Source organism: Shewanella psychrotolerans, from assembly GCF_019457595.1.
Taxonomy (GTDB): Bacteria; Pseudomonadota; Gammaproteobacteria; order Enterobacterales; family Shewanellaceae; genus Shewanella; species Shewanella psychrotolerans.
Genome location: NZ_CP080419.1, coordinates 2,828,619 through 2,854,468 on the forward strand (window position 1 = coordinate 2,828,619; position 25,850 = coordinate 2,854,468).

At 44.2% G+C, this 25,850-nt stretch carries 22 protein-coding genes and 15 tRNA genes; 19 read left to right on the plus strand and 18 right to left on the minus strand.

The window, feature by feature from the left end; all coding sequences use genetic code 11:
• Nucleotides 1-270: 270 nt before the first annotated feature.
• On the plus strand, nt 271-2,100 hold the full coding sequence (locus tag K0I62_RS12455) for an ABC transporter ATP-binding protein (protein ID WP_220068440.1): 1,830 nt from the start codon (nt 271-273) through the stop codon (nt 2,098-2,100).
• A gap of 73 nt (nt 2,101-2,173) precedes the next feature.
• Here the strand turns inward: K0I62_RS12455 and K0I62_RS12460 are convergent, their stop codons facing one another.
• From K0I62_RS12460 to gltX, 12 genes are all read right to left on the minus strand, one after another.
• Entirely contained in the window at nt 2,174-2,674 is a 501-nt protein-coding gene (locus K0I62_RS12460; protein ID WP_220068441.1) for a cytochrome P460 family protein, read from the minus strand.
• Between the two features lie 106 nt (nt 2,675-2,780).
• A complete protein-coding gene (locus K0I62_RS12465; RefSeq protein ID WP_220068442.1) occupies nt 2,781-3,257 on the minus strand; it encodes a GNAT family N-acetyltransferase in 477 nt (158 codons plus the stop codon).
• A 275-nt stretch (nt 3,258-3,532) separates the two neighbouring features.
• Nucleotides 3,533-3,608: transfer RNA gene (locus tag K0I62_RS12470), tRNA-Ala, on the minus strand.
• 53 nt (nt 3,609-3,661) lie between these two features.
• Nucleotides 3,662-3,737: transfer RNA gene (locus K0I62_RS12475), tRNA-Glu, on the minus strand.
• A 108-nt stretch (nt 3,738-3,845) separates the two neighbouring features.
• Nucleotides 3,846-3,921, minus strand: a tRNA-Glu gene (locus K0I62_RS12480).
• 108 nt (nt 3,922-4,029) lie between these two features.
• A tRNA-Glu gene (locus tag K0I62_RS12485) sits at nt 4,030-4,105 on the minus strand.
• Nucleotides 4,106-4,213: 108 nt separating this feature from the next.
• A tRNA-Glu gene (locus K0I62_RS12490) sits at nt 4,214-4,289 on the minus strand.
• Nucleotides 4,290-4,397: 108 nt separating this feature from the next.
• Nucleotides 4,398-4,473, minus strand: a tRNA-Glu gene (locus tag K0I62_RS12495).
• Nucleotides 4,474-4,581: 108 nt separating this feature from the next.
• Nucleotides 4,582-4,657 (minus strand) — tRNA-Glu (locus tag K0I62_RS12500).
• Between the two features lie 107 nt (nt 4,658-4,764).
• Nucleotides 4,765-4,840: transfer RNA gene (locus tag K0I62_RS12505), tRNA-Glu, on the minus strand.
• 82 nt (nt 4,841-4,922) lie between these two features.
• Nucleotides 4,923-4,998: transfer RNA gene (locus K0I62_RS12510), tRNA-Ala, on the minus strand.
• 104 nt (nt 4,999-5,102) lie between these two features.
• Nucleotides 5,103-6,512, minus strand: a complete 1,410-nt coding sequence (gltX, locus tag K0I62_RS12515; RefSeq protein WP_220068443.1) for a glutamate--tRNA ligase — start codon at nt 6,510-6,512, stop codon at nt 5,103-5,105.
• Between the two features lie 461 nt (nt 6,513-6,973).
• Between gltX and K0I62_RS12520 the strand changes: the two genes are divergently transcribed.
• The 13 genes from K0I62_RS12520 (at nt 6,974) to K0I62_RS12580 (ending at nt 15,278) form a co-directional block, all read left to right on the plus strand.
• Nucleotides 6,974-7,049 (plus strand) — tRNA-Val (locus tag K0I62_RS12520).
• Between the two features lie 34 nt (nt 7,050-7,083).
• A tRNA-Val gene (locus K0I62_RS12525) sits at nt 7,084-7,159 on the plus strand.
• A gap of 59 nt (nt 7,160-7,218) precedes the next feature.
• Nucleotides 7,219-7,294, plus strand: a tRNA-Val gene (locus K0I62_RS12530).
• 40 nt (nt 7,295-7,334) lie between these two features.
• Nucleotides 7,335-7,410, plus strand: a tRNA-Val gene (locus K0I62_RS12535).
• Between the two features lie 34 nt (nt 7,411-7,444).
• Nucleotides 7,445-7,520, plus strand: a tRNA-Val gene (locus K0I62_RS12540).
• 41 nt (nt 7,521-7,561) lie between these two features.
• A tRNA-Val gene (locus tag K0I62_RS12545) sits at nt 7,562-7,637 on the plus strand.
• A 152-nt stretch (nt 7,638-7,789) separates the two neighbouring features.
• A complete protein-coding gene (locus K0I62_RS12550) occupies nt 7,790-8,017 on the plus strand; it encodes a hypothetical protein (RefSeq protein ID WP_220068444.1) in 228 nt (75 codons plus the stop codon).
• A gap of 345 nt (nt 8,018-8,362) precedes the next feature.
• The gene (locus tag K0I62_RS12555; protein ID WP_220068445.1) at nt 8,363-8,509 is read left to right on the plus strand and encodes a hypothetical protein; all 147 of its coding nucleotides are present in this window, start codon (nt 8,363-8,365) and stop codon (nt 8,507-8,509) included.
• A 342-nt stretch (nt 8,510-8,851) separates the two neighbouring features.
• Nucleotides 8,852-9,871: a TRAP transporter substrate-binding protein gene (locus tag K0I62_RS12560; protein WP_286670316.1), complete on the plus strand. Its 1,020-nt coding sequence runs from the start codon at nt 8,852-8,854 to the stop codon at nt 9,869-9,871.
• 82 nt (nt 9,872-9,953) lie between these two features.
• Complete coding sequence (locus K0I62_RS12565; protein ID WP_220068446.1) at nt 9,954-10,592, plus strand: TRAP transporter small permease; 639 nt, start codon at nt 9,954-9,956, stop codon at nt 10,590-10,592.
• Nucleotides 10,592-11,989 (plus strand): TRAP transporter large permease, encoded by a 1,398-nt coding sequence (locus K0I62_RS12570; RefSeq protein WP_220068447.1) that lies wholly within the window; start codon nt 10,592-10,594, stop codon nt 11,987-11,989. The genes K0I62_RS12565 and K0I62_RS12570 overlap by 1 nt, the downstream gene beginning before the upstream one ends.
• A gap of 89 nt (nt 11,990-12,078) precedes the next feature.
• Complete coding sequence (locus K0I62_RS12575) at nt 12,079-13,911, plus strand: ATP-binding protein (protein ID WP_434086851.1); 1,833 nt, start codon at nt 12,079-12,081, stop codon at nt 13,909-13,911.
• Nucleotides 13,911-15,278, plus strand: coding sequence for a sigma-54-dependent transcriptional regulator (locus K0I62_RS12580; protein WP_220068449.1), 1,368 nt, complete (start codon nt 13,911-13,913; stop codon nt 15,276-15,278). The genes K0I62_RS12575 and K0I62_RS12580 overlap by 1 nt, the downstream gene beginning before the upstream one ends.
• Here K0I62_RS12580 and K0I62_RS12585 read toward each other — a convergent pair.
• Nucleotides 15,268-16,485, minus strand: coding sequence for an MFS transporter (locus tag K0I62_RS12585; protein WP_220068450.1), 1,218 nt, complete (start codon nt 16,483-16,485; stop codon nt 15,268-15,270). The genes K0I62_RS12580 and K0I62_RS12585 overlap by 11 nt on opposite strands.
• Before the next feature lie 214 nt (nt 16,486-16,699).
• Here K0I62_RS12585 and K0I62_RS12590 point away from each other — a divergent pair, with 214 nt between their 5' ends.
• Nucleotides 16,700-17,590, plus strand: a complete 891-nt coding sequence (locus K0I62_RS12590; protein ID WP_220068451.1) for a LysR family transcriptional regulator — start codon at nt 16,700-16,702, stop codon at nt 17,588-17,590.
• A 20-nt stretch (nt 17,591-17,610) separates the two neighbouring features.
• Here K0I62_RS12590 and maiA read toward each other — a convergent pair whose 3' ends face one another.
• The 5 genes from maiA to phhA all read right to left on the minus strand — a co-directional run bounded on the left by maiA (nt 17,611) and on the right by phhA (nt 22,484).
• Nucleotides 17,611-18,255 (minus strand): maleylacetoacetate isomerase, encoded by a 645-nt coding sequence (gene maiA, locus K0I62_RS12595; protein WP_220068452.1) that lies wholly within the window; start codon nt 18,253-18,255, stop codon nt 17,611-17,613.
• A 62-nt stretch (nt 18,256-18,317) separates the two neighbouring features.
• Nucleotides 18,318-19,304 (minus strand): fumarylacetoacetate hydrolase family protein, encoded by a 987-nt coding sequence (locus K0I62_RS12600; protein ID WP_220068453.1) that lies wholly within the window; start codon nt 19,302-19,304, stop codon nt 18,318-18,320.
• Nucleotides 19,305-19,547: 243 nt separating this feature from the next.
• A complete protein-coding gene (gene tyrR / locus K0I62_RS12605; RefSeq protein ID WP_220068454.1) occupies nt 19,548-21,092 on the minus strand; it encodes a transcriptional regulator TyrR in 1,545 nt (514 codons plus the stop codon).
• Between the two features lie 225 nt (nt 21,093-21,317).
• Nucleotides 21,318-21,656, minus strand: coding sequence for a 4a-hydroxytetrahydrobiopterin dehydratase (locus K0I62_RS12610; protein WP_220068455.1), 339 nt, complete (start codon nt 21,654-21,656; stop codon nt 21,318-21,320).
• 30 nt (nt 21,657-21,686) lie between these two features.
• Nucleotides 21,687-22,484, minus strand: a complete 798-nt coding sequence (gene phhA, locus K0I62_RS12615) for a phenylalanine 4-monooxygenase (protein ID WP_220068456.1) — start codon at nt 22,482-22,484, stop codon at nt 21,687-21,689.
• Between the two features lie 294 nt (nt 22,485-22,778).
• On the opposite strand from phhA, the gene galU reads away from it, so the two are divergent.
• From galU to K0I62_RS12635, 4 genes are all read left to right on the plus strand, one after another.
• The gene (galU, locus tag K0I62_RS12620) at nt 22,779-23,699 is read left to right on the plus strand and encodes a UTP--glucose-1-phosphate uridylyltransferase GalU (RefSeq protein ID WP_220068457.1); all 921 of its coding nucleotides are present in this window, start codon (nt 22,779-22,781) and stop codon (nt 23,697-23,699) included.
• The gene (gene galE, locus K0I62_RS12625) at nt 23,699-24,712 is read left to right on the plus strand and encodes a UDP-glucose 4-epimerase GalE (protein ID WP_220068458.1); all 1,014 of its coding nucleotides are present in this window, start codon (nt 23,699-23,701) and stop codon (nt 24,710-24,712) included. The genes galU and galE overlap by 1 nt, the downstream gene beginning before the upstream one ends.
• 126 nt (nt 24,713-24,838) lie before the next feature.
• Entirely contained in the window at nt 24,839-25,318 is a 480-nt protein-coding gene (gene napF / locus K0I62_RS12630) for a ferredoxin-type protein NapF (RefSeq protein WP_220068459.1), read from the plus strand.
• Nucleotides 25,319-25,431: 113 nt separating this feature from the next.
• Nucleotides 25,432-25,845, plus strand: a complete 414-nt coding sequence (locus K0I62_RS12635) for a bactofilin family protein (RefSeq protein WP_220068460.1) — start codon at nt 25,432-25,434, stop codon at nt 25,843-25,845.
• Nucleotides 25,846-25,850 lie beyond the last annotated feature (5 nt).

Here is a 25,850-nt window from a genome sequence, read left to right on the forward strand (position 1 = left end):
TTTGACAACACATTCAAAGCGAATGGATGATGGAATGCTTGTTCCCTTGTCAGGTCATTCAACATCGAAGTAGGAAGGTAAAAAATACGCCTAACAGGCGAGCTTTAGCAGTTTTGATGCTTGGTTAACGAGTTCGCCCCTAGTTAAACTATGCTCTTCACTTTGAAATTTCAGCTTTAGGTAATGCTTAATAGACATTAATCATAAAGCTTCTGGTAATATGTGATCCTTATAAAAAATATCACCAATTCGCTATCTACAAGGATATAGATGTTTAAGCTATTTGAATCATGGGTTAATGCATTACCTGATGACGAACCAATACAGCCACCTAAAGGGGTCTACGCTTTTTGTCGACATTACACTAAAGGTTTCGAAATTCCCTTGGTGATCATGTCAATTTTAACTGCGGCACTGGCAATATTAGAGGTCTCTCTATTTGCTTTTATGGGAGATCTCGTCGATCTACTGGCTAACCATACCCCCGAAACCCTGTTTGCAGAACAAGGTGGAAAGCTACTAACAATGGCTATACTGGTATTAGTCGTTATCCCCGCACTAGTACTATTGCACGCCTTAGTTGTGTACCAAGGGCTATTGGGCAACTATCCTATGTCGATTCGTTGGCTGGCACATCGCTATCTACTCAAACAAAGTATCTCTTTCTATCAAAATGATTTTGCTGGACGTATAGCGACAAAAGTGATGCAAACCTCGCTCGCTGTGCGCGAAACAGTGACAAAACTGCTCGATGTATTGGTTTATATTCTTGTTTATTTCTTGTCGATGTTAGTGATAATCGCCGATGCCGATTATAGATTAATGCTCCCAATGCTAATCTGGCTTGGCTTGTACGCTGGATTACAGATCTATTTCTTACCCAAACTAAAAAAGGTGTCTACAGAGCAAGCAGATGCTCGTTCATCTATGACAGGGCGTATCGTCGATAGTTACACCAACATTGCTACGGTGAAACTGTTTTCCCACACTCAAAAAGAAGCACAATACGCCAAAGATAGCATGTCAGGTTTTCTCGATACCGTTTATCGCCAAATGCGGCTGGTAACGGGGATCAACGTCAGCGTACAGGTCATTAACTATCTACTGGCATTTACCATTGCAGCAGTGTCTATTTGGCTATGGCGTGACAGCGCCATCACCATAGGTGCCATCGCCGTTGCGGTGAGTTTATCGCTGCGGTTAAATGGCATGTCACAATGGATCATGTGGGAAATTAGTTCCCTGTTTGAGAATATTGGTACAGTGGCAGACGGCATGAATACCCTATCAAAACCAACCACGATTCAAGATAGCGAAAATGCAACCACGTTAGAGGTTAGTGAAGGTAAAATTGACTTCGATGAGGTTAGCTTTCATTACGGTGAAGACACGGGCGTTATTGAAGCGCTTAATCTGAATATCAAAGCTGGCGAAAAAGTCGGCCTTGTTGGTCGCTCTGGTGCGGGGAAATCAACTTTAGTTAACTTGCTAATGCGATTTTACGATGTTGAAAAAGGATCAGTTGCTATCGATGGTCAAGATATCAGAACGGTAACTCAGGACTCGCTTCGCTCTTGTATCGGTATGGTGACCCAAGACACCTCTCTGCTGCATCGTTCTATTCGCGATAATATACGTTATGGAAGACCTGACGCCACAGATGAAGACCTGGACAATGCCATCAAACAAGCTCAAGCCTATGATTTTATTCAGAGCCTGAGCGATCCTGAGGGTAACCATGGCTTGGATGCCCAAGTCGGTGAGCGCGGTGTAAAACTTTCTGGTGGGCAGCGTCAACGCATAGCCATCGCTAGGGTACTACTGAAAAACGCGCCCATTTTACTCTTAGATGAAGCCACCTCCGCGCTCGACTCCGAGATTGAGGCCGCGATTCAGGAGAGTCTCTATCAGCTGATGGAAGGTAAAACGGTGATCGCCATTGCCCACCGTCTGTCGACCATTGCCGCCATGGATAGGTTGATCGTGTTAGATCAAGGTAAAATCGTCGAGCAAGGTTCCCATCAAGAACTGATTGCCCAAGGTGGTATATACGCACAGCTTTGGGCTCATCAAACCGGTGGTTTCCTGGGCGTAGACTAGGTTCTTCGCTGTCTAAAACTCAATGCCTAAGGACCTGATCCTTAGGCATTGCTACCCGCCCTAACCTATTAAGCTAGTTTGTCGGGAACCATCCCGGCTCGGTGAATACCCAGTCATTGTCTTTCACTGGGGTATGACAACTGACACACACCTGCATCCCTCCCTCAAATGGCGTCTGCTCGGCGCCAACCCAACGCGCCCAGCCCCAGCCATAAGTGTCGGCATACTTAACCGAATCCTTGAACATAAACTCGGCATGGACAAAGTCTTTAGGCCCTATTGCCTTAGGCCAGTGAGCTAATTCACCCGCTTTCCACACCACCTTGGCCAGAATGGCACCGTCAGGCCAGGGAGAATGTTCACCGCTACGAGCGGCCTTAATAGCCACGTCATTGCCCAAAATAGCCCTTACCGTATTATTGTCGGTTCTATGGGACACAGCGATGCTTGACCAGGTCTGCCAACCTTGTGGATAGTCAATGCCATGGGAAGATAAAGGCGTTTTGCCAGCTGTATAACCATTTGATGAAAATAATGAAACGGCTGATAACAGTATTAAAAGAATTGTCTTCATTGTCTGACTCACTCTGTTGCGAAAAGCACAAATCATCGGCTTAACTATTAGTGTGTCAGTGTAGTCTCAATAGGAAAGCTTTGCCGAAGGTGATCTAAGAAAGGAATTATGTAACGAGTTCAAGCTTGGATGAAAAGGCCGTAGCTTTGATATCAAAAAATTTATCATTTCGCTTCTGTTTCATCGCACGATAAAAGAACAAATCAACTAACTTACTTGAGTTAAGCTCCTTTGTCGTAAAGTGGATCTCAACTTGGTTCGGTAAAAGGCTAAAACTAAAATCAAGACTCATATTCAATAGCTTACGTGCAATGGCCTTCCCCCTTGCTTCTTTATCAACATAGATTTGACCGATGTAAGTGACTGATTTTTTGATATGATGTCTGAAATAACAATAACCAATAGGATTCTCATCTTCGACCGCAACCATTACCCAACGAAGATACTCAACATCATTAATCTTGCACTGTGTGATATCAGCTAACACTAAATTCTCAAAGTCTCGTGCTAATTCACTTGAAACCTCAGACAGGTCGAATTCTGATTGGAAAACATCGAGATCTCTAGATATGAAAATCAACATAATTGCCTAATTCATCAGGTTAACGATTTTCCTGAAGTGTGGCACATAATGCCCCGCTCGGCGAAAGCAGATTAGTTTGGCGAAAATAGGCGAGACACAAGCAATTGGATAGGATCCTGCTCTCTAGGCATTTGACGGCCTCATTTTGAGGCATCAAGGTGCCAATCAAATTCGTGCCATTGCAGCTGTGTAGATCTAAGGAACGATAAGGTAAATGACAGATGAAAAAAAACCACCCTATTGGGTGGTTTTTTCCGCGTAACTAAACGCTTATTTGGTGGAGCCTAGCGGGATCGAACCGCTGACCTCAACACTGCCAGTGTTGCGCTCTCCCAGCTGAGCTAAGGCCCCAATCTTATGTAACTCTGCGTATAACACAAAGTAGATAACACAAAATTAAAATGTGGTATCCCATAGGGGATTCGAACCCCTGTTACCGCCGTGAAAGGGCGGTGTCCTAGGCCTCTAGACGAATGGGACACTGTTGATACGTTATACTCTGTATCGAGTGAATACTCGTTAAAGCCAGTAGGCTATCGCTTCAACGCTATCGAATCGTCAACTTAGTCAGTCAACCACTCAAAAAAGTGGTATCCCATAGGGGATTCGAACCCCTGTTACCGCCGTGAAAGGGCGGTGTCCTAGGCCTCTAGACGAATGGGACACTGTTGATACGTTATACTCTGTATCGAGTGAATACTCGTTAAAGCCAGTAGGCTATCGCTTTAACGCTATCGAATCGTCAACTTAACCAGTCAACCACTCAAAAAAGTGGTATCCCATAGGGGATTCGAACCCCTGTTACCGCCGTGAAAGGGCGGTGTCCTAGGCCTCTAGACGAATGGGACACTGTTGATACGTTATACTCTGTATCGAGTGAATACTCGTTAAAGCCAGTAGGCTATCGCTTTAACGCTATCGAATCGTCAACTTTATCAGTCAACCACTCAAATAAGTGGTATCCCATAGGGGATTCGAACCCCTGTTACCGCCGTGAAAGGGCGGTGTCCTAGGCCTCTAGACGAATGGGACACTGTTGATACGTTATACTCTGTATCGAGTGAATACTCGTTAAAGCCAGTAGGCTATCGCTTTAACGCTATCGAATCGTCAACTTTATCAGTCAACCACTCAAATAAGTGGTATCCCATAGGGGATTCGAACCCCTGTTACCGCCGTGAAAGGGCGGTGTCCTAGGCCTCTAGACGAATGGGACACTGTTGATACGTTATACTCTGTATCGAGTGAATACTCGTTAAAGCCAGTAGGCTATCGCTTCAACGCTATCGAATCGTCAACTTAGTCAGTCAACCACTCAAAAAAGTGGTATCCCATAGGGGATTCGAACCCCTGTTACCGCCGTGAAAGGGCGGTGTCCTAGGCCTCTAGACGAATGGGACACTGTTGATACGTTATACTCTGTATCGAGTGAATACTCGTTAAAGCCAGTAGGCTATCGCTTCAACGCTATCGAATCGTTAACTTTACAGTCAACCACTCAAGAAAGTGGTATCCCATAGGGGATTCGAACCCCTGTTACCGCCGTGAAAGGGCGGTGTCCTAGGCCTCTAGACGAATGGGACACTGTTGGTACCTTATACTCTGTACCGAGTGAATACTCGTTAAAGCCAGTAGGCTATCGCTTCAACGCTTAAACAAATTAGATGGTGGAGCCTAGCGGGATCGAACCGCTGACCTCAACACTGCCAGTGTTGCGCTCTCCCAGCTGAGCTAAGGCCCCTTACCTAACTTGTTGCTTTTGAGTGTACGGCAAGCATTTGCTACGCTGTGTCTCAACTGCGAGGCGCATTCTATGCAGCACACCCAAAAGTGTCAACTCGTTTTTTAGGAATTTATTCTATTTGCTACAAATTCAATCGCTTTGGAGATTCTTTGTTCACAACGAACCTTACCAACAAGGAATAAGGTTAAATCGACAGCTGGTGACATACCTGCACCGGTAACCGCTACACGAAGTGGCATGCCGACTTTACCCATACCAACTTCTAATTCAGCCGCCGTATCTTCAATCGCTTGATGAATGCCTTCCAATGTCCACTCTGGTAACGCAGCTAATTTTTGCTGAACCAATTGAAGCGGCTCTAATGCAACACCACGTAAATGCTTCTTAGCCGCAGTTTCATCAAAATCGGCAAAGTCTTCATAGAAGTAACGACTAGAAGCAGCTAACTCCTTAAGAGTTTTAGCACGCTCAGCTAATGCGGTAACCACCTCAGCTAATGCTGGGCCATTAGTCGTATCGATCTGTTGATCCGCCATATGCCATTCAAGATGCTTAGCAACATATTCAGGGGCAAGCTCCTTCATATAATGCTGATTTAGCCAAATTAGCTTGTCGGTATTAAATGCAGAAGCGGCCTTATTGATATCATCTAACTTAAAGAGCTGCTTCATCTCATCTATCGAAAACACCTCTTGGTCGCCATGTGACCAACCGAGACGCACTAAGTAGTTAAGTAATGCTTCAGGTAGATAACCATCATCACGATATTGCATAACACCCACTGCGCCATGGCGTTTAGATAGCTTGGCGCCATCATCGCCTAAGATCATGGCAACGTGCGCATATTCAGGGATCGGCGCACCAAGTGCTTTTAATATGTTAATTTGACGAGGCGTATTATTGATATGGTCTTCACCACGAACAACACAGGTGATCCCCATATCCCAATCATCAACTACGACACAAAAGTTATAGGTTGGCGTGCCATCGGTACGCGCAATGATCAAATCATCCAGCAGTTCATTTGAGATCTCGATGCGACCACGTACGTGGTCATCAAATACCACACTGCCCTCTGTTGGGTTTTTAAACCGAATAACAAACGGCTCGTCAGTATCGCGGGGCGCTTTATCACGGCAGCAACCATCATATTTCTGCTGTTCGCCTTTAGCTGCCTGTTCTTCGCGCATTAATTCAATACGCTCACGGCTGCAGTAACACTTATAAGCAGTACCCTGCTCCAACATCTGAGCAATAATCTCATTGTAACGGTCAAAACGCTTAGTTTGATAATATGGACCTTCATCCCACGTCAGCCCTAGCCACTCCATGCCATCTAAAATCGCCTCACATGCTTCGGGTGTAGAACGCTCAAGATCGGTATCTTCAATACGTAAAACAAACTCACCTTGATTAGCTCGGGCATATAGCCATGAATATAGTGCTGTACGAGCACCACCTACGTGTAAAAAACCGGTAGGACTTGGAGCGAAACGCGTCTTAGTCGTCATAGTGGACACAAACCTATTTTCGAAAGTCTAAATTGTAGACTGAACTATTAAATGTGGCGGCTATTCTAACAGCCAAACAGCATAAGAGAAAATACTCTCCATGATTATCTATATATGCGTCGTCACTATCTCTGTATATAAGCCATGAACAAGCAACGACTTGACCTTACCGAAACATTCTCGCGCATTTTATCTGTATTTAACGTCGATATACGTCCCTCAATACACGCGATTCGAGACTTAGTACCGACTTAATTCAACAGTTGTTTAGTGATATTTTGACACAAATACTTTAAACAATATAAAGGTTGAGATAATTTTTAGTCAATCCTATGGCTTACTTAACGCTGTTTTGTTTAACATTAAGCCAAACCGCACAAATTTGAACCGGACTCAATATTTTATAGAAAAAAGCGTTGACAGTAGATCGTTCCCCCCTATAATACGGCCCCACACAGCGAGGTCGATTAGCTCAGCTGGGAGAGCACCTCCCTTACAAGGAGGGGGTCACTGGTTCGAGCCCAGTATCGACCACCATATTATGTATGGCGTTACAATTTGAAATATCCCAGGTCGATTAGCTCAGCTGGGAGAGCACCTCCCTTACAAGGAGGGGGTCACTGGTTCGAGCCCAGTATCGACCACCATATTTCAGCGTTATGTTGAAATAGTAGATAGTTCCAATTAATGTTGTGAGATATTCCCAGGTCGATTAGCTCAGCTGGGAGAGCACCTCCCTTACAAGGAGGGGGTCACTGGTTCGAGCCCAGTATCGACCACCATCTCATCTAATGAGAGAGTATCGAATATAATAATGTCCCAGGTCGATTAGCTCAGCTGGGAGAGCACCTCCCTTACAAGGAGGGGGTCACTGGTTCGAGCCCAGTATCGACCACCATTGTTATCACATAGTTAGCGTAGTATTTATCCCAGGTCGATTAGCTCAGCTGGGAGAGCACCTCCCTTACAAGGAGGGGGTCACTGGTTCGAGCCCAGTATCGACCACCATATCTTCCTAGTAAGATATTGATAAATTACTCACCATCCCAGGTCGATTAGCTCAGCTGGGAGAGCACCTCCCTTACAAGGAGGGGGTCACTGGTTCGAGCCCAGTATCGACCACCATATTTCTTCATCATCGCATTATCTCAAATTTTATAAATAAGCAGCCTATCAGATGTGCAAATTGCTAGCGCTTTGTCTTTGCAGATCCCATCAGCTCTACTATTCTTCAATGAGTACTGAATCAATCCCTCTATAATTAACGGTGGTGATTTATGACCGATGTAACTCAATCAGCGTCGCTCGCAAGCATTGCTGCCTATCTAAAGCTCACGCACGAGTGCAACGAAGAGCAAGCGCTAATTGAAGCTAAAGAGGTGATGCAGAATCTTGTCGCCATGCGTCAAAAAGGCTTTATTACTGGTTGGTATTTTGATGCTCATGGCCATTTAGAGTTACTCCCTTCAGAAGCCATACTTAAGCGCATTGAACCATTAAAATAGTCTTGAGTCATTATGGATTCGAACCTTCAGCCTAAATCCCCTGCCTAGTTATGTAATACCCATTAGTATAAAGACTTGATCAATGTTATCCGCTTCATCTCATCAGAGGTTATTTGAATACACCTCTATCAAGATACATTGGGCGACGGCACCATTGACCGCGTCAATGATAACAATCTGCGAATGGGTAATATCAATCAATATAAAGATGTGATCGCTCTCTCACGCAAATGAAAGCCTGATAAGAGTCGCTATATTTATCGTTTCTCCATTAAGCTTTCCATTTATAGCTCAACCCATTTTACTTATCACCTTTATCACCAGGCACGGTAATAGCCATTTACAATGGATTTTTACCCTCCTCGCCTTCGACGGCTTATCAACATCAGTCCCCAACAAGGACAAGTGATGGGCATATTAGTCAGCATCTGCTGTGCGGGTAATTTCTTGGCGACACTAACCGGTGGCATGTTAGCGGTATTCGATGTCTGAATTGCTTTGCTAGCGGGTTCATTCACAACACTTGTCGCATTCTCGCCACTTTAATTTGAGACGCCACCAACAAAACCCTCAACACCTAAATTGACATGCGTCACAAAACCAATGTTAATGGGTGGCTACCCACCCATTTCATCAAAGTAAACTGGCGGTATTTGCCCCAGACCAATCAACGATAAACCTGCCACAAAATCACAACTGCTTGATTTTTAGTTTTTTACATAAATATAACATTCATGGCCTGTTCCTTGCCTATACTTCTAGTGAGTTAATCAGTTAGCTAACCTTCCTTGGCATTAAAAAGCCCGAAGGATTAACAATATAAAGGATAATAAAATGACTTTACTCAACACCTGTACTGACCTAAATTCACTAAAAAAAATGTTAAAATTTACCGCACTGGCAACACTATTCAGTGCGAGCTTTTCTGTTTTCGCAGAGCCCGTCGAGATTAAGTTCTCACATGTGGTGGCCGAAAATACCCCAAAAGGCCAAATGGCCCTAAAATTTAAAGAGCTAGTAGAGCAACGTCTGCCTGGCGAATACCAAGTCAACGTGTTCCCCAATTCACAGCTGTTTGGTGACAACAACGAGTTGTCGGCACTACTGCTCAATGATGTACAGTTTGTCGCACCTTCCCTGTCAAAGTTTGAACGTTACACCAAAAAACTACAGATTTTCGATCTTCCTTTTCTATTTAAAGATATGGATGCAGTAAATCGCTTCCAACAGAGTGAGTCGGGTCAAAATCTACTTAATTCCATGAAGCGTAAAGGTATTGTTGGGCTAGGTTATCTGCATAACGGTATGAAACAGTTTTCTGCTAGTAGCCCATTAGTTTTACCCACTGATGCTAACGGGAAAAAATTCCGCATCATGGCATCAGATGTCTTAGCGGCACAATTCCAAGCAGTTGATGCTATTCCCGTTAAAAAGCCTTTTTCAGAAGTTTTCACCTTACTGCAAACGCGCGCTATCGACGGTCAAGAGAACACTTGGTCTAACATCTATTCGAAGAAGTTTTATGAAGTACAAAGCCATATTACTGAAAGTAATCACGGTGTTCTAGATTACATGGTGGTCACTTCAAACACCTTCTGGAAATCGCTACCAGGTGATAAGCGTAAAGTGATCAAAGCAGCTTTGGATGAAGCGGTTGCCTACGGTAACGATATTGCAGCGGCTAAAGTGGATAAAGACAAACAAGCGATTATTGATTCTAATCGCTCAGAAATCACTTACTTAACCCCTGAGCAACGTGCAGCTTGGGTGAGTGCGATGAAACCTGTTTGGGCACAGTTTGAAGACAAAATTGGTAAAGATCTTATTGATGCCGCCGTTGCTTCTAACAAATAAGAACTATTCGCTAAATTAATAGGAAAGCATTGAGGCTGAGCCACCAGCTGCTGGCCTCTTTCCTAGTTAAGGAGCATAAGAGATGATATCTCGTTTATTTTCATATTTTGAAGAAGGCATGTTAAATGCCTTAATTACCATAATGACGGTATTGGTATTTGCAGAAGTTATTGCTCGCTTCTTCTTCAATACTGGTTTTTTGTGGATTCAAGAATTAACACTTACCCTATGTGGGTGGTTTGTTCTTTTTGGCATGTCCTATGGCGTAAAAGTTGGCGCACATATTGGCGTCGATGCCTTCGTCAGTAAACTAAATAAAAAGAACCGTAAAATCACCTCACTGATCGCGGTCGTGATCTGCCTAATCTATTGCGCCATGTTTTTGCTGGGCAGCTGGGATTACTTGGCCAAAATGTATCAAGTGGGCGTACCGATGGAAGATATCGACTTTCCTCACTTTTTATTTAGCCAGCTAGACCCCGATAGTACATGGGAATATTTCCGTATAGACGTTGAAGAACCCGCCGTACCACTTTGGATGTCACAAAGCATTCTTATTATTGGATTTTCATTACTAACATGGCGATTTATCGAGCTAGCGATAGCCATTATTCGTAATCAAACCGATGGGTTTAAATTTGCAGATGAAGCCAAGGAAAGTATGCATCTTATCGATCAAGAAGCTGATCAGAATTCATCTGACATTAAGGGAGATAAATAATGACCATTGCGACACTATTTATTAGCCTTTTCCTCTGCATGCTCATCGGCATGCCAATTGCTATCGCGCTTGGCTTTTCAAGCATGTTGACCATCCTACTCTATTCGGATGACTCGCTAGCTTCTATCGCGCTAAAGCTGTATGAGTCGACATCGGAACATTACACCTTATTAGCGATCCCCTTCTTCATTCTGTCGTCAGCCTTCTTATCGACAGGCGGCGTAGCAAGACGGATCATCGACTTTGCCATGGACAGCGTAGGCCATATTCGTGGTGGGCTTGCTATGGCCTCTGTCATGGCTTGTATGCTATTTGCAGCGGTATCGGGCTCATCCCCTGCCACAGTAGCAGCCATCGGTTCCATTGTTATCGTGGGAATGGTACGCGCAGGATATCCGGAGAAGTTTGCTGCGGGCGTAATAACAACATCTGGCACATTAGGGATCTTAATTCCCCCTTCTATTGTGATGTTAGTCTACGCTGCTGCAACGGAAGTCTCGGCTGCCAGAATGTTTATGGCAGGGCTTATTCCAGGTTTAATGATGGGGCTTTTGTTAATGCTGGCTATTTACATTGTTGCACGCATTAAGAAACTCCCGTCTCGCCCCTTTCCTGGTGTAAAAGTCCTCGCCATCTCTAGCGCTAAAGCTATGGGTGGTCTGGCGCTTATCTTCATCGTGTTAGGATCGATTTACGGTGGTGTAGCAAGCCCAACAGAAGCCGCAGCCGTTGCCTGTGTCTACGCCTATTTCATCGCAGTATTTGGTTATCGAGATATTGGCCCGCTAAAAGACGTAGCATGGCGTAAAGATCAAGAGCCAATATTGAGCGCGAGCATAAGAAATATTGGCTATATGCTACTGGCATTCGTAAAAACGCCGACTGATAAAGAGATCCGCCATGTCGTTAGGGATGGCGCAAAAGTCAGTATTATGCTGCTGTTTATCATCGCCAATGCGATGCTATTTGCTCATGTACTGACCACTGAGCGTATTCCTCATATCATTGCAGAAACGATTGTTGGTATGGGCCTTCCCGTGTGGGGATTCCTGATCATAGTCAATTTGCTCCTGCTTGCTGCAGGTAATTTTATGGAGCCTTCAGCTATTTTACTGATTATGGCACCCATATTATTCCCTATCGCAACACAACTAGGTATTGACCCTATTCATTTGGGGATCATCATGGTAGTTAACATGGAAATCGGGATGCTTACGCCCCCGGTGGGTTTGAACCTCTTTGTCACAGCGGGGATAACAGGACGCAGTATGGGTTGGGTGATCCAATCATGTTTGCCGTGGTTATTGTTGCTGCTGTTTTTCTTGGTACTCATCACTTACATTCCACAGATATCTCTGTTTTTGCCAGAATACATCGATAAGTTAAATGGATACTAAATCGCTTGATTTTGAGTAACAATTGAGTGAGTCTGAAACAAGCTACCACTTCGGTGGTCTGTTTCAGACTCGCTATTTCTCATTTGGACATGTATTTAATGTCAATAAACATAAAAGCAAAAAAATACCTCAGTGTCACATTACTCATTACCTTAGGATTGTTTGTCGTTTTACGTATAGCTTATTGGTTTCACTTAGAAAACGGTTATCATGACACCAAGCAACAATCGCGAGCCCAGATAAAGGAATTGGTTAGCTTCCTGTCGGGTTCCCTGTCTCGTTACCAAAGCATTCCCCATGTGTTATCGACTAATCCTCTACTTGCCAACGCATTGCTCAGGCAAGATGATCCCGAAACCATCAAACCGCTTAACCAATATTTACAAGAGATCCAAAGCATTACCGAATCCCTTGATATCTACTTAATTAACGCCGATGGCAAAGCCATTGCAGCAAGTAACTGGCATCAAAGCTACTCATTTATCGGCCAGAACTTTGCCTTTCGCCCGTACTTTAAACAGGCAATAAAGGGCGAACTCGGTCGTTATTTCGCTGTAGGAACAAGCTCCAATAAACGCGGATACTATTTTTCATATCCCATCTATGCCAATAGCTACCCCATTGAAGCCAGCCAAGCAGATGCCAAAGTACTTGGAGTGATTGTCGTCAAAGTCGATGTTTCCGAAATCGAGCAGCAAAGTACAGGTATGGCGAGAGCCAGCAATTATGAATTTGCCATAACGGATCCTGATAACATTATTTTTCTCTCGAGTAGCACCAGCTGGCGACTCAGATCACTCACACCGATAACCGAAGAAAAAAGAATCAGTATTCAAGAATCTAGACGATATGCAAATCGCGTTGTCTCACCTTTAGCAATAAAACCGCCCTATGACGAAACGCTAAACGAAAAGTTCCAAATTTATCAAATCAGTACAGACACTGCGGCTACTATCGACTACATGGACAGCAAAGCCGCAATGGCTGATGCTGGATGGAAAGTACATATTTTGGCCCCTATGACTCCAACCTATAATGCACTGCCACCGCTGCTAATGCTTTATGGCGCTATCTATTTACTATTTGCCGTTGCCTTACTCTATGCCGTTGAGCGACGCAAAAACACCTTAAAACTGCGTCAAGCTCATGAGCAGTTGGAACAAAGAGTACAAGAACGCACACAAGCACTTGAAACCAGTAATAGACAACTAAAAGAAACTCAAGATGAACTGATCCAAGCGGCAAAACTCACCGTCATAGGCAGCTTATCAGCCAGTATTAATCATGAAATAAATCAGCCGCTGGCTGCCATTCGCAGTTATGCACAAAATACCCAAACCTTACTTTCTCGAGGCAAATGGGATGATGTCTCAAGCAATATTATGACCATCATCGAGTTAACCGATCGACTTGCGGCTATCGTGTCACAATTTAAAAGCTTCACCCGTAAAAGCCGCGGAAATGATAAAGCCATCAGTATTGCAACATGCATTACCGATGCACTCACTATCATACAGCCCGAAGTCGATAAGCAAGGTGTTGAACTTGTACTGCATAATGCAGACACTAAGGCACAGATATGGTGTGACTCCATTCGCCTGCAGCAAGTACTCATTAACTTGATGAGCAATGCTATCGTAGCGATGCACCAAAGTTCACCTAAAAAGCTGATCATTGGTGTGACGCAAAATGAACGCTTACACATTACGATTGAAGATACAGGTACAGGGATTGAAGAGAGTCAGATGAAGAAAATTTTCGACCCCTATTTTACCAGTTCACGACAAGGGCTTGGCCTTGGCCTATCAATATCAAGACGGATTGTCGAAGCGATGCAGGGGCAAATAACCGTTGCCAATCGTTCAGAAGGCGGCGCTATTTTTAATATATCTTTACCTATTCATGCATCGGAAAACAATTAATGCTAAATCTAGAAAATAGCCACTGCGACATTATTATTGTCGATGATGAACCCTTAATTGGCTCCGCGCTGGTGCAGCTGTTTGAGTTGGAGTCTTATTGTGCGATATCAATAACAGATCCCAGATTGCTAACCAATGGACTGCCAGAAAACTGGCCAGGGATCATAATATCCGATGTTAACATGCCCGATATCGACGGCTTAAAGCTAATGCGCATCTTACAATCCCAAGACAAAGATATCCCCGTCATATTATTAACGGGCCATGGTGATATCGCCATGGCGGTTCAAGCGCTTAAACAAGGTGCCTATGACTTTATTGAAAAGCCATTCAATAACGAACATATGCTCGATATTGCTAAACGCGCGTTAGAAAAACGTAGTCTCACTCTAGAAAACCGCAGCCTTAAGCGTGAACTTGAATCACAAAGCACACCTGGGCCACGCATATTGGGCCACAGTGCTGGCATAAAGCAGATGCGGCATATCATACATCAAGTGATCGATATGCCTGCGGATGTTTTGATTGAGGGCGAAACCGGTACAGGTAAAGAACTGGTAGCTCGCTATCTTCATGATCACAGCCCTCGAAGTGAAGCCAATTTTGTGGCCATTAACTGCGGTGCGATCCCTGAGACCATTATCGAAAGCGAACTTTTTGGTGCAGAATCAGGGGCGTTTACCGGTGCCGACAAAACTCGTATAGGTAAATTTGAATATGCGAATGGCGGCACGCTATTTCTCGATGAGATTGAGAGCACCCCCATGTCGCTTCAGGTGAAATTACTGCGCGTGTTAGAAGACAGAAAAGTGGAGCGTTTAGGCTCCAATAAAAGTATTGAACTCGATATCCGCATTATTGCCGCCACTAAGGTCGACCTAAAATCACTGTGTGATACTGGTGAGTTCCGCCAAGACCTACTCTATCGCCTAAATCTCGTTACTGTGCCAATTCCAGCACTACGAGAACGACGCGAAGATATTGGCCTACTCTTTTTGCATTTCGCTCGTGTGGCTTCAGCCCGTTATCACAAGGCATTGATCCCATTAAGTACCGAGCATACTGCTCAGCTTGTATCTCATGATTGGCCTGGTAACGTTAGAGAGTTAAGAAACCTAGCCGAACGTTATGTCCTGCTTGGCGCCGACGCCGCCTTTGCCACATCAATGGGTCAAAACAACCAACTTAATACTAATATGTCACTGCAGCAACGAGTGGAATTTTTTGAACGCTTACTGATAGAGGAAGCCCTAAGCGTGAATAAAGGCAGTATCAAGCTCACCATGGAGCAACTCGAACTGCCCAGAAAAACCTTATATGACAAGATGCAGAAGTTTGGCTTAAACCGAAAAACGTTTATCCAATAAACTCAATAGCCGATTCTGGCATGCGTCGTTTAGCGCGTGCCATTAACGCCACCAGCACGACCACACCTGACAGCGCTAATAAACTGCCTAGCACAACGCCATTCCAGCCCCATTGCTGCCAGAAGGGTAACAAGTATGGCCCACCAACTGCAGCACCAAGATAGTAACTGCATAGATATAAGGCCGTGGCTTTCGCTCTATGGTGTTGCGCGCGCTGAGCAACCCAAGCATTACAAACACTATGAAAGGTAAAGAAGCCAAAACTTGATAACAAAAAGCCTATGATGATAGTCATGCTCGTATCAAATAAGGTAACGAGACTACCGATACACATCATTAAACTCGAGATCACAAATAGTGGCTGACGCCCAAGTCTGTTGACCCACTTAGCCGAGCAAAAAGACGCATAGGTACCACTTAAGTAACACAGAAAAATCAAGGTCACTTGAAAACGTCCCCAATTAAAAGGCGCTTGCATCAAATGAAGCTGAATGTAACTGAACTGATTAACCATCACCATAAATGCTAAAGCACCGAGCAAATAGAGCTTAATCATGGTCTTATCACTCAAGTGCAGCCAGAACCCTTTAAGATCATGACGTTCAAGACGCAGCGCGATGTCGCCTCGCTCAGAGCGAACTTTGTCGCGATTAGGCAGCAAGCGAACAGCAACCAGCACCAAAACAGCCGTAATTGCACAGAGCAATAACATAGATTGTTGCCAGTCAAGATACTGGGTCATTAATCCACCTAACAGTCTGCCTGCGATACCGCCTAAGCTATTAGCACCAATATAGATGGCTCCCGCTTTAAGCAATACTGATTGATCCAACATATCCTTAAAATACGCCATCGCGATGGCTGGAACTGAGGCGAGTAACGCTCCTTGAAACAAACGAACCGCAATAAGTGCACTGAAATCGTTAACAAAAATAAGCACCAAATCAACAATGACTAGCAGTGCAAGGCTCCACAGCAAGGGTTTTCTGCGGCCAATCTTGTCAGATAATGTGGCATAGAAGAGTAATGAAAACGCCATCGAAAAACTGGTTACTGACAACAGCAAGGTGGCGTGAGCAGGGAGCACATCGAAACTTGAGGCAACAAGTGGCAGCATCCCCTGCACGAGATAGAGATTGATATAAACAACGATTGAGGCCAACGAAAGTCCCCATATTAAACGCGTCTGTAGTTGCTGGTTACTCATCTGTCACACACTTATATACCCGACCAATAACCATAGGCTAGCATCGGCCTAAACATAACAAAAATAGATTATTACTATCACGTCCATACTTTTTTATTATGGATAAATCGGCGATTAGGGGTTATCGTTAACTCACGGGTTAATCAGGACAATCATATCAATCAGTATGGCCACGCGATGTGGCATCAATGCGGGTTAAATAAGTGACGGTGTTATGGATATAAAGCAGCTTAAACATTTCGATGCCTTAGCCACTAAAGGCAGCTTTACCCTAGCGGCTAAGCAGCTCAATATCGCGCAACCCGCATTAAGTCAAAGCATTAAGCGTTTAGAAACCGACTTAGGGGTCACCCTTATCAATCGCAACCGACATTATCGCGGTCAAGATGGTAGCCGCTTAACACTGACCGCAGAAGGCGATGCTTTGCATCAACACGCGACCCTCATCATCAAACAGCTCAAACAAGCCGAAGCCCATATAAAATCCATGGCCAACTTAACCAAGGGAGAAGTACGTATCGCAGTGCCAGGCATGCTAGGTTCCTACTATCTGCCATCACGACTTATGGCTTTTCGCCACCACTACCCTGACTTAAAACTATCATTATTTGAAGGGGGGACTCGCGATAGTCTGCGGATGTTGCAAAATGAAGAGGTGGATATTGCGATTATTACTAGTCAAGACTTACAAGCAAACTTTGACAGTCACTTGCTACTTCGCGAGCAGATGGTGGTGGCCGTGGGTGAAGACCATCCCCTCGCAGAGCAGCCATGCGTGACACTGGCACAATTTTTTGAGCATGAGTTAGTGATGTTTAAAACTGGTTATTTTCATCGAGAGTGGATGTTGTCCCAAGCAAAAGCCTTAGGCCTTGAGGTGAACATTGCATTTGAAACCAATTTAATTAATTTAATTAAACAGGTTGTTTCCCAAGGTTATGCAATCACTAGCGTACTCGAAATGGTGATAGAAAAGCGTGATAGCATACGCGCACTTCCCTTCTCTCCTGCGGTATATCTGGATCTTCATATCGCTTGGAACAAAGAGCGCCCCGTCGGATTAGCTGACAGGGCGTTTGTCGACTTTTTGATGGCCAATCGCTAACGAACCATTAACCACATCAATTAACTTGCATCGTCCTGATTCTCGGGAGCCGCCTTAACAAAAGCATCTAGCTGATGGCAATTATCCCAAATACGGCAAATATTAGGATAAACCGTTAAATCGACCTTGAAGCGATTGGCATTGTAGATTTGTGGGATCAAACACAGATCGGCCAAAGTGACGTTATCGCCAAAACAGTAGGTGCCCGAATGTTCAACGAGCTGCTTTTCTAATGCGGTGAAACCTTGATGGATCCAATGTTGATACCAAGCGGTTTTAGCCTCTTCACCTAACCCTAAAGGCCCACTGAGATATTGCAGCACTCGTAGATTATTTAGAGGGTGAATTTCGCAAGCCACCGATAATGCCATCGCTCGCACTAACGCCCTATCTTTCGGCTCTGCTGGTAACATTTGATGCTGAGGATATATCTCATCTAAATATTCGATAATGGCTAAAGATTGAGATAATACAAACTCATCATCGCCTTCTATTAAGGTGGGTACCAACTCTTGTGGATTCAGTGCTGCGTATTGAGCTGAATGTTGCTCACCACCATCTTTAACTAAATGTACTGATTGCAACTCAGCGTCCAAGCCTTTCAAATTAAGGGCAATACGAACACGATATGCAGCGCTTGAACGCCAATAACCCAATAACTTCATCTCCGCTCCTTACAAAAACGGGGCAAACCAAAGGTGCCCCGAATTATCACAAAACCTGATGCTTACGCTTTATATTCAACAACCTGTTGGTCGATTGAACCAAAAATTGATTGTTCATTCTCGTCAAGCATCTCGATGCGAACACGGTCACCAAAACGCATAAACTCCGTAGAAGGCTTGCCATCAGCAATGGTTTCTAGCATACGGGTCTCTGCTAAGCAGCTTGAACCCGCGCTGCGGTCGTAGTTAGAAATAGTACCAGAACCAATAATTGCACCCGCACCAAGAGGACGAGTCATCGCAAAATGTGAGATCAACTGGCTAAAGTTAAACGTCATATCAACGCCACAATTAGGGCGACCAAATAGTTTGCCATTTAAATGGGTGATCAAAGGCAAATGTACCTTAGCATCTTGCCATTTATCACCTAATTCATCGGGCGTCACCGCCACAGGAGAGAAACTGCTCGATGGTTTAGCTTGGAAAAAGCCAAACCCTTTTGCCAATTCTCCTGGAATTAAGTTTCTTAGCGATACATCATTGACTAGCATCAACAGTTTAATATGCTTGGCCGCCGATGCCGTATCGACACCCATCGGCACGTCATCGGTGATCACGGCGACTTCTGACTCAAAATCGATACCCCATGCTTCACTGGCCAGTTCGATATCGGCTTTAGGTGCAATAAAGCTATCTGATCCACCTTGATATACTAGCGGATCGGTCCAGAAGGTCTCCGGCATTTCGGCACCGCGTGCCTTACGAACGAGTTCGACGTGATTCACATAGGCGCTGCCATCAGCCCACTGATAGGCACGTGGCAATGGTGACAAACATTTAGCTTCATCGAAGTCGACACAGTTATCTAACTGCCCTGCGTTTAATGCCTCATAGAGCTCTTGTAGTTGTGGCTGGAGCAGGTCCCATGCATCAATCAACTGTTGCATAGTGTGTGCAATTGCTGGTATCGCAACCGCTTTGGTCAAATCTTTACTCACAAGCATTAGCTGGCCATCACGACGGCCATTATTATAACTTGCTAACTTCATACCTACTCCTATCGAATTCTTATTCTCTAGCGCTAGGCAATGTCGCTGCCGTACGCCCAAATATTACTTTGGCATAGAAATACCCTATGCGTACAAAGATAGAAATAGCGTGACCTAAATCACACTACCTCTGGTGTTATCTCTTTTCGTAAACAAATCATTACAGCGAGTAAAACCCATTCAAGTTAGCGCCTTACCTGCCCGCTTCCAGAGGGAAAACCACACCCAACTGGCAATAAGGTTTTACATCCCTTTTTGTTTACTTATCTTATAGTCTCTGAGCTTATTCGCGATTGCCGTATGGGAAACCCCCAACTTTTTAGCTAACTGACGAGTACTCGGATAAGCAGGATACAAACGGCGTAATAAGCTGGCCTCAAACTGTTTCATCGCTTGATCTAAACTGCCTTCAAACTGATGATCAAAATAACCGAATCCTTCAGCATAAGAGGGTAATTTTAGTTGGTCTACGGTCAATTCTGCCGAGCCATCCCACATAGAAACCGCTCTAAAAATCGCATTTTTTAACTGGCGAACGTTTCCAGGCCAAGCATAGCCGAGCAGATGTTCACGACAAGGCGCAGAGATCCGACGGATCGGAATAGAAAGCTGTTGACTGTAGTGTTCTAAAAACATTTCGGTCAAGGGGAGCACATCGACTTTTCGGTCTCGCAGACTGGGCATATGAAAGCTGAGCACATGGATACGATAATAAAGATCTTCGCGAAATTCACCGGTTTGACAGAGTTCAGCAAGGTTCTTTTGCGTCGAACAAATAATACGCACATCCGAACGCACTTCGACATCACCGCCTATACGCCTAAAGGTGCCATCTTGCAATAAACGCAATAATTTGACCTGAGCCGCTTTCGACATTTCGGCAATTTCATCTAAAAAGACGGTGCCACCTTTGGCTTCTTCAAAGAAACCACGCTTAACCACTTCGCCACCACTGACATAGCCAAACAACTCTTCTTCGGCGGCGCTGTCAGGCATCGCCGCACAGTTAATGGCAATAAAAGGATGTTCGCGGCGCATACTGGCATCATGGCATGCTCGTGCCATCAGCTCTTTGCCTGTACCCGTTTCACCCGTTATCAATAACGGCGCGTCAAGCTGAGCCATTCGCCTAGCCTGAACCAGCACTTCTTTCATCTTATCGCTCACGGCGAGCACGCTCTCAAAACCCGTAGTCTGATTTTGCAGTGCATTGAACTGTTTACCCACTCTGGCTGGGGATTTTAGCGAAACAACGGCACCCGCCAGAATACTTTTATCATTTTCATCGGGAAGGTAGATAGGCAGCATTTCAGCCAGATATTCGCTTTGACCAATACTGACTCGCGTTGCCTGAGCGAGCACCAAAGACTCACTTAACCAACGGGAAAAATTAAACCCTTGCACCCAATGATTGAGCGGCTCATCGACAACCTCATGTTCACCCATGCCTAGCGTCATAATGGCTGATTCGTTAATGATGCGAATACGTCCCTTCACATCAATAGAAAACACCGAATCGGGTAAAGTTTTAAGCAAGGTCTTTAGTGCATAATGTTCTTGTTCAGACGGCATGAATGACACAGTTCTAACATCATTAACGCCTTCAACTTTACGAATGAGTGGCAATAACTCGCTGAGCAAATCGAAATTCACCTCAGCAAATTGTAAATAGAGAAAACCCTGATTACTGGCATCGATAGCCAGCAGGTTAATACCGTAACCTTCGAGAATCACCAAAATATCTTTTGCTAGACCCACACGGTCGATGCAACTTACTTCTAAGCGCATACTCTTATCGTCCCTTTTTTATTTTAAACTGCGTTATTATTGGGAATATCCATTGCGACCCTATGGAACTCAATAAACTGAATCCATAAGACGGCGCCGATAAAACGCCTATACGTTAGAGCCTAATCTTAATTGTGGCAAGAGTTGTTTACAGTTGAGCGAGGTTTAAACAGAAAATACAGCGCTACAAATATCTTATAGCGCTGATTTATATTAGATTCTATATCAATCGAGTAACTGGTCGGTCTTGGCCGCCATAATGAAATCGTTACGATGAAGTCCCTTTATCGAATGAGACCACCAAGTCACCGTCACTTTGCCCCATTCAGTCAAAATGCCTGGATGATGGAACTCTTCCTCAGCAAGATCGGCCAACTTATTGGTAAACGCCATTGCCAATTTAAAGTTTTTAAACTTATAAACGCGCTCTAGTTGCATAATGCCATCACGAACCTCGACGCCCCAATCGGGGATCATTCTTATCAGTTCAGCCAATTCGGCATCGGTCACTTTAGGCGCATCAGCCTGGCAAGCTTCACATTTCATTTGAGCTAATTGAGTCATACTTAGTCCTTCCTTTTTGATTCTATTAATTTAGCAAGCCTTCGTTTTTGGCTCAAACATAGCTGGATATAAACCAAGCTGGCGTGCCTTATTCACTGCAGCCATTATGTCCATCTTGACCACTTCATCGAGGTAGTCGATTGAATCTATTGTATAATAAACAGGCTGCATGATATCTATCCGATAAGGTGTGCGTAACATATCGACCAAATCAAACGGTTTAACCAGTGGTTTATCGCTCATGGCATAAAGCGTTTCACCCGGAGAGCTCAAGATCCCACCACCATAAATTTTGAGTTGGTTTTCACTGCAGCGAATAAGACCAAACTCGACCGTAAACCAATAGAGTCTCGCCAAAAACACCCGCTCCTCTTTTGACGCGGCTAACCCTAATTTGCCGTATTGGTGAGAAAATCGGGCAAAGGATTCATTGGTTAATAATGGGCAATGGCCAAAGATCTCATGAAAAATATCAGGCTCTTGCAGATAATCAAACTCCTCCTTACTACGAATAAAGGTCGCTACGGGAAACTCTTGATTAGCAAGCAATTGGAAAAATTTCTCAAAAGAGATTAACGCTGGCACTGCGGCGGTTTTCCAACCTGTAGTCTCACGCAACACCTTATCGATCTCACCAAGCTGAGGAATGCGATCCTTCGGCATGGCTAAATTATCTAACCCTTTAAGATATGCATCACAGGCATATTGAGGAAGATTGCCTTTCTGTCTGTCATACAGGGCTTGCCAAACTTCATGTTCATTATCGGGATATGCAATATAACCATTGCTATCAGGTAACCTTGCCTCGTACGTCGTTTGTTTACTCATGATCATTACAACACCATTGACTGCTTCTCTCTCCATATTTGACTAAACAGCGCAATTTGTTAACAGGATCACACTTTATAGTTGCCCCCCAACCACACCAATTATGTAACACAAAATTTACACCCTTACATGACAAAAAATTAAACTGTGTAGTTTCAAAAGGCTAACTCGTGTAACTAAATAAATGCATTCAGGAAAAACTTGCCCGAAATGACCACTTTTGTTTAGTTTAAAATGGCTTTTCAAAGGTTTTTTATTAGAATAGGACTACTTCGCATCCACACTAGGAATAGGATGAAACAGCATAAAGTGCGTAAAGCCGTGATCCCAGTTGCGGGCCTTGGTACCCGAATGCTCCCCGCGACCAAAGCCATCCCAAAAGAGATGTTACCTGTGGTCGATAAACCACTTATCCAATATGTGGTCAACGAGGCGATAGCAGCAGGTATCAAAGAGATAGTGCTCGTCACTCACGCCAGTAAAAACTCCATCGAAAACCATTTCGACTCTAGCTTCGAGCTCGAGGCTCAACTTGAGCGCCGCGTGAAAAGGCAACTTTTAGCTGAAGTGCAAGCCATCTGCCCAGCCGATGTAACCGTGATTAGTGTTCGTCAATCTCAAGCTAAAGGATTGGGTCATGCTATTTTATGCGCTCAAAAAGTGGTTGGAGATGAGCCATTTGCTGTTCTGCTTCCCGATGTTATCGTCGATGAAGCGAGCTGTAATTTGCAATGTGATAACCTCGCAGACATGGTTAGGTTATTCGACGAAACCGAGATCGGCCAAATAATGGTTGAAGGAGTGCCTCATCACAGTGTCAATCAATATGGTATTGCCGATGTTGATGGTCACAAGCTCAAACCCGGTCAATCTGAAGCTATCAGTGCACTGGTAGAAAAACCGGCGATAGATGAAGCACCATCAAACTTAGCGGTTGTGGGTCGCTATATTCTTCCTCGGGAAATTTGGCCGTTACTATCGAAAACGCCCGCTGGCGCTGGTGATGAGATCCAGTTAACCGATGCCATTGCGATGCTTATGGACAAATTACCCGTCAATGCATACTACATGAAGGGTAAAAGCCATGATTGCGGCAACAAACAAGGCTATATGCAAGCTTGTGTCGAACATGCGTTGCGCCATAATGAGGTTGGCACTGAATTTAAGCAATACCTAATAGAACTGGTGAGAGATTTACAACAGGAAAACAGTTAATGGCCATTTTAGTTACCGGTGGTGCAGGATATATCGGCAGTCACACCGTTGTTGAGTTACTTAATGATAACCAAGAGGTTATCATTATTGATAATTTGTCGAACTCAAGTGTTAAAGCACTTGCACGAGTTGAAGCGATTACTCAAAAGAAAGTCACCTTCTATCAGGGGGATGTACTTAATAAGGCATTTTTACAAAAAGTCTTTACCGATCATGTTATTGAGTCGGTTATCCATTTTGCAGGACTCAAAGCCGTTGGCGAGTCGGTCGCACAACCTCTGCGTTACTATGAAAATAATGTCACTGGCACCCTGATTTTATGCCAAGTGATGGCGGAGTTTGATGTTAAAAACCTCGTGTTTAGTTCATCTGCAACTGTATATGGCGATCCTGCAACATTGCCAATAACTGAAGATTTTCCAACAGGTGCAACCAATCCCTATGGTCAATCTAAATTGATGGTAGAACATATTTTAAGTGATCTGCATAACTCAGATCCGACTTGGAATATCGCTAGACTGCGTTATTTTAATCCAGTGGGAGCCCACGAAAGCGGCTTGATAGGTGAAGATCCTAACGATATCCCCAACAACCTGATGCCATTCATTGCCCAAGTCGCTGTCGGAAAACGTGATGCATTAAGCGTATTTGGCAACGACTATGATACCCATGACGGTACAGGGGTACGCGATTATATCCATGTGGTCGATCTCGCCAAGGGCCATTTGAAGGCTTTAGAAAAGCTCAATACTGGCTCAGGACTAGTCACTTATAATCTTGGAACGGGACAAGGTTGCAGTGTGCTAGATATGGTAAAAGCCTTTGAAAAGGCTTGTGGACACAGCATCAAATACCAAGTAGCACCACGTCGTCCTGGCGATATCGCCGCCTGCTATGCTAATCCAGACAAAGCACAAACTGAGCTAAATTGGCAAGCTACTCATACCATTGAAGATATGGCCAATAGCAGTTGGCACTGGCAATCAAGCAATCCTAATGGCTACAAAGACTAGTCACACCACTGATTGACGTTGAGCGCATTTGCGCTCAACTAATACGCTTTTTGAAGAAAGAAATCAGCTCAATAGTTAAAGCTATTCAATCATCATTTACACTCAATAATTAAACCAAGTGGGCCTATGAGTAACACGATAAACCAAAGTCGCCGTAATCTATTTAGTCGCCGAAAAAGTAATGTAATACGCCCACCTTGGAGTAAATCCGATATCGAATTTACCGATATCTGTACTCGATGTGATAAGTGTATTCAAATTTGCGAAACTCATATTTTAGTCAAAGGAGACGGCGGATTTCCAGAAGTTAATTTTGCCCAAGATGAGTGCACTTTTTGCAAAAAATGTGTTGAAGTTTGTCCTGAGCCGCTGTTTGGCGACACCAATGAAACGCCGTGGCAGATAAAAGCTGTCATTAACGATACATGTCTGGCAAACAGTGGGATCTGGTGCCAAACCTGCAAAGATAATTGCGATCCTAGAGCAATCAATTTTACCGCTGCCATAGGCGAAGCACCTAAACCCCATATCTCTCTCGAACTCTGCACTGGCTGCGGTGCTTGTGTGTCCCCTTGTCCGAATCAATCGATAAAAATCGGTCCTTAATCAAAGCGATAACAATGCCAAAAATATGACAGCATAGCGCCAAATATTAGTGGTTTTGTTGCACTAATTTTAAGGGTAAGATCAGCTGAAATTCGCAAAAACAGTTGATGATTATGTTTGGAAAAAAGCGCAACAGTGCAGGACTTACTTTCATTGCTCAAGGCACTAAATTATCAGGTGAAACCCACTTTGCGGGAGAAGCATTGATCGGCGGAGAACTCTACGGCAAAGTCAGTGCAAGTGACAAACTGACCATTGAAGTTGATGGTTATATCGACGGCGAACTTCAATGTAAAGAATTAAAAGTATCGGGTGTTTTTAAAGGGAAGTTGAAATGCGAAAAGCTCAATATTACTGGTACTGGGACTGTCGAAGGTGAAATAGCCTGCAACTCAATGGAAATATTCGAAGGTGGACAATTCATTGGCATGCGAGTCAAAGAAGATATCGCCCTACTATCTAATGAACACCACTATTCAGATGAGCAGCTAGAACTGAAAGATGATAATAGAGCTGTAATTAGCTAACCTGA

Coding starts and splice junctions, on each gene's coding strand:
- K0I62_RS12455 (WP_220068440.1), top strand. CDS start 271: ATGTTTAAGCTATTTGAATCATGGGTTAATGCATTACCTGATGACGAA.
- K0I62_RS12460 (WP_220068441.1), bottom strand. CDS start 2,674: ATGAAGACAATTCTTTTAATACTGTTATCAGCCGTTTCATTATTTTCA.
- K0I62_RS12465 (WP_220068442.1), bottom strand. CDS start 3,257: ATGTTGATTTTCATATCTAGAGATCTCGATGTTTTCCAATCAGAATTC.
- gltX (WP_220068443.1), bottom strand. CDS start 6,512: ATGACGACTAAGACGCGTTTCGCTCCAAGTCCTACCGGTTTTTTACAC.
- K0I62_RS12550 (WP_220068444.1), top strand. CDS start 7,790: ATGACCGATGTAACTCAATCAGCGTCGCTCGCAAGCATTGCTGCCTAT.
- K0I62_RS12555 (WP_220068445.1), top strand. CDS start 8,363: ATGGATTTTTACCCTCCTCGCCTTCGACGGCTTATCAACATCAGTCCC.
- K0I62_RS12560 (WP_286670316.1), top strand. CDS start 8,852: ATGACTTTACTCAACACCTGTACTGACCTAAATTCACTAAAAAAAATG.
- K0I62_RS12565 (WP_220068446.1), top strand. CDS start 9,954: ATGATATCTCGTTTATTTTCATATTTTGAAGAAGGCATGTTAAATGCC.
- K0I62_RS12570 (WP_220068447.1), top strand. CDS start 10,592: ATGACCATTGCGACACTATTTATTAGCCTTTTCCTCTGCATGCTCATC.
- K0I62_RS12575 (WP_434086851.1), top strand. CDS start 12,079: ATGTATTTAATGTCAATAAACATAAAAGCAAAAAAATACCTCAGTGTC.
- K0I62_RS12580 (WP_220068449.1), top strand. CDS start 13,911: ATGCTAAATCTAGAAAATAGCCACTGCGACATTATTATTGTCGATGAT.
- K0I62_RS12585 (WP_220068450.1), bottom strand. CDS start 16,485: ATGAGTAACCAGCAACTACAGACGCGTTTAATATGGGGACTTTCGTTG.
- K0I62_RS12590 (WP_220068451.1), top strand. CDS start 16,700: ATGGATATAAAGCAGCTTAAACATTTCGATGCCTTAGCCACTAAAGGC.
- maiA (WP_220068452.1), bottom strand. CDS start 18,255: ATGAAGTTATTGGGTTATTGGCGTTCAAGCGCTGCATATCGTGTTCGT.
- K0I62_RS12600 (WP_220068453.1), bottom strand. CDS start 19,304: ATGAAGTTAGCAAGTTATAATAATGGCCGTCGTGATGGCCAGCTAATG.
- tyrR (WP_220068454.1), bottom strand. CDS start 21,092: ATGCGCTTAGAAGTAAGTTGCATCGACCGTGTGGGTCTAGCAAAAGAT.
- K0I62_RS12610 (WP_220068455.1), bottom strand. CDS start 21,656: ATGACTCAATTAGCTCAAATGAAATGTGAAGCTTGCCAGGCTGATGCG.
- phhA (WP_220068456.1), bottom strand. CDS start 22,484: ATGAGTAAACAAACGACGTACGAGGCAAGGTTACCTGATAGCAATGGT.
- galU (WP_220068457.1), top strand. CDS start 22,779: ATGAAACAGCATAAAGTGCGTAAAGCCGTGATCCCAGTTGCGGGCCTT.
- galE (WP_220068458.1), top strand. CDS start 23,699: ATGGCCATTTTAGTTACCGGTGGTGCAGGATATATCGGCAGTCACACC.
- napF (WP_220068459.1), top strand. CDS start 24,839: ATGAGTAACACGATAAACCAAAGTCGCCGTAATCTATTTAGTCGCCGA.
- K0I62_RS12635 (WP_220068460.1), top strand. CDS start 25,432: ATGTTTGGAAAAAAGCGCAACAGTGCAGGACTTACTTTCATTGCTCAA.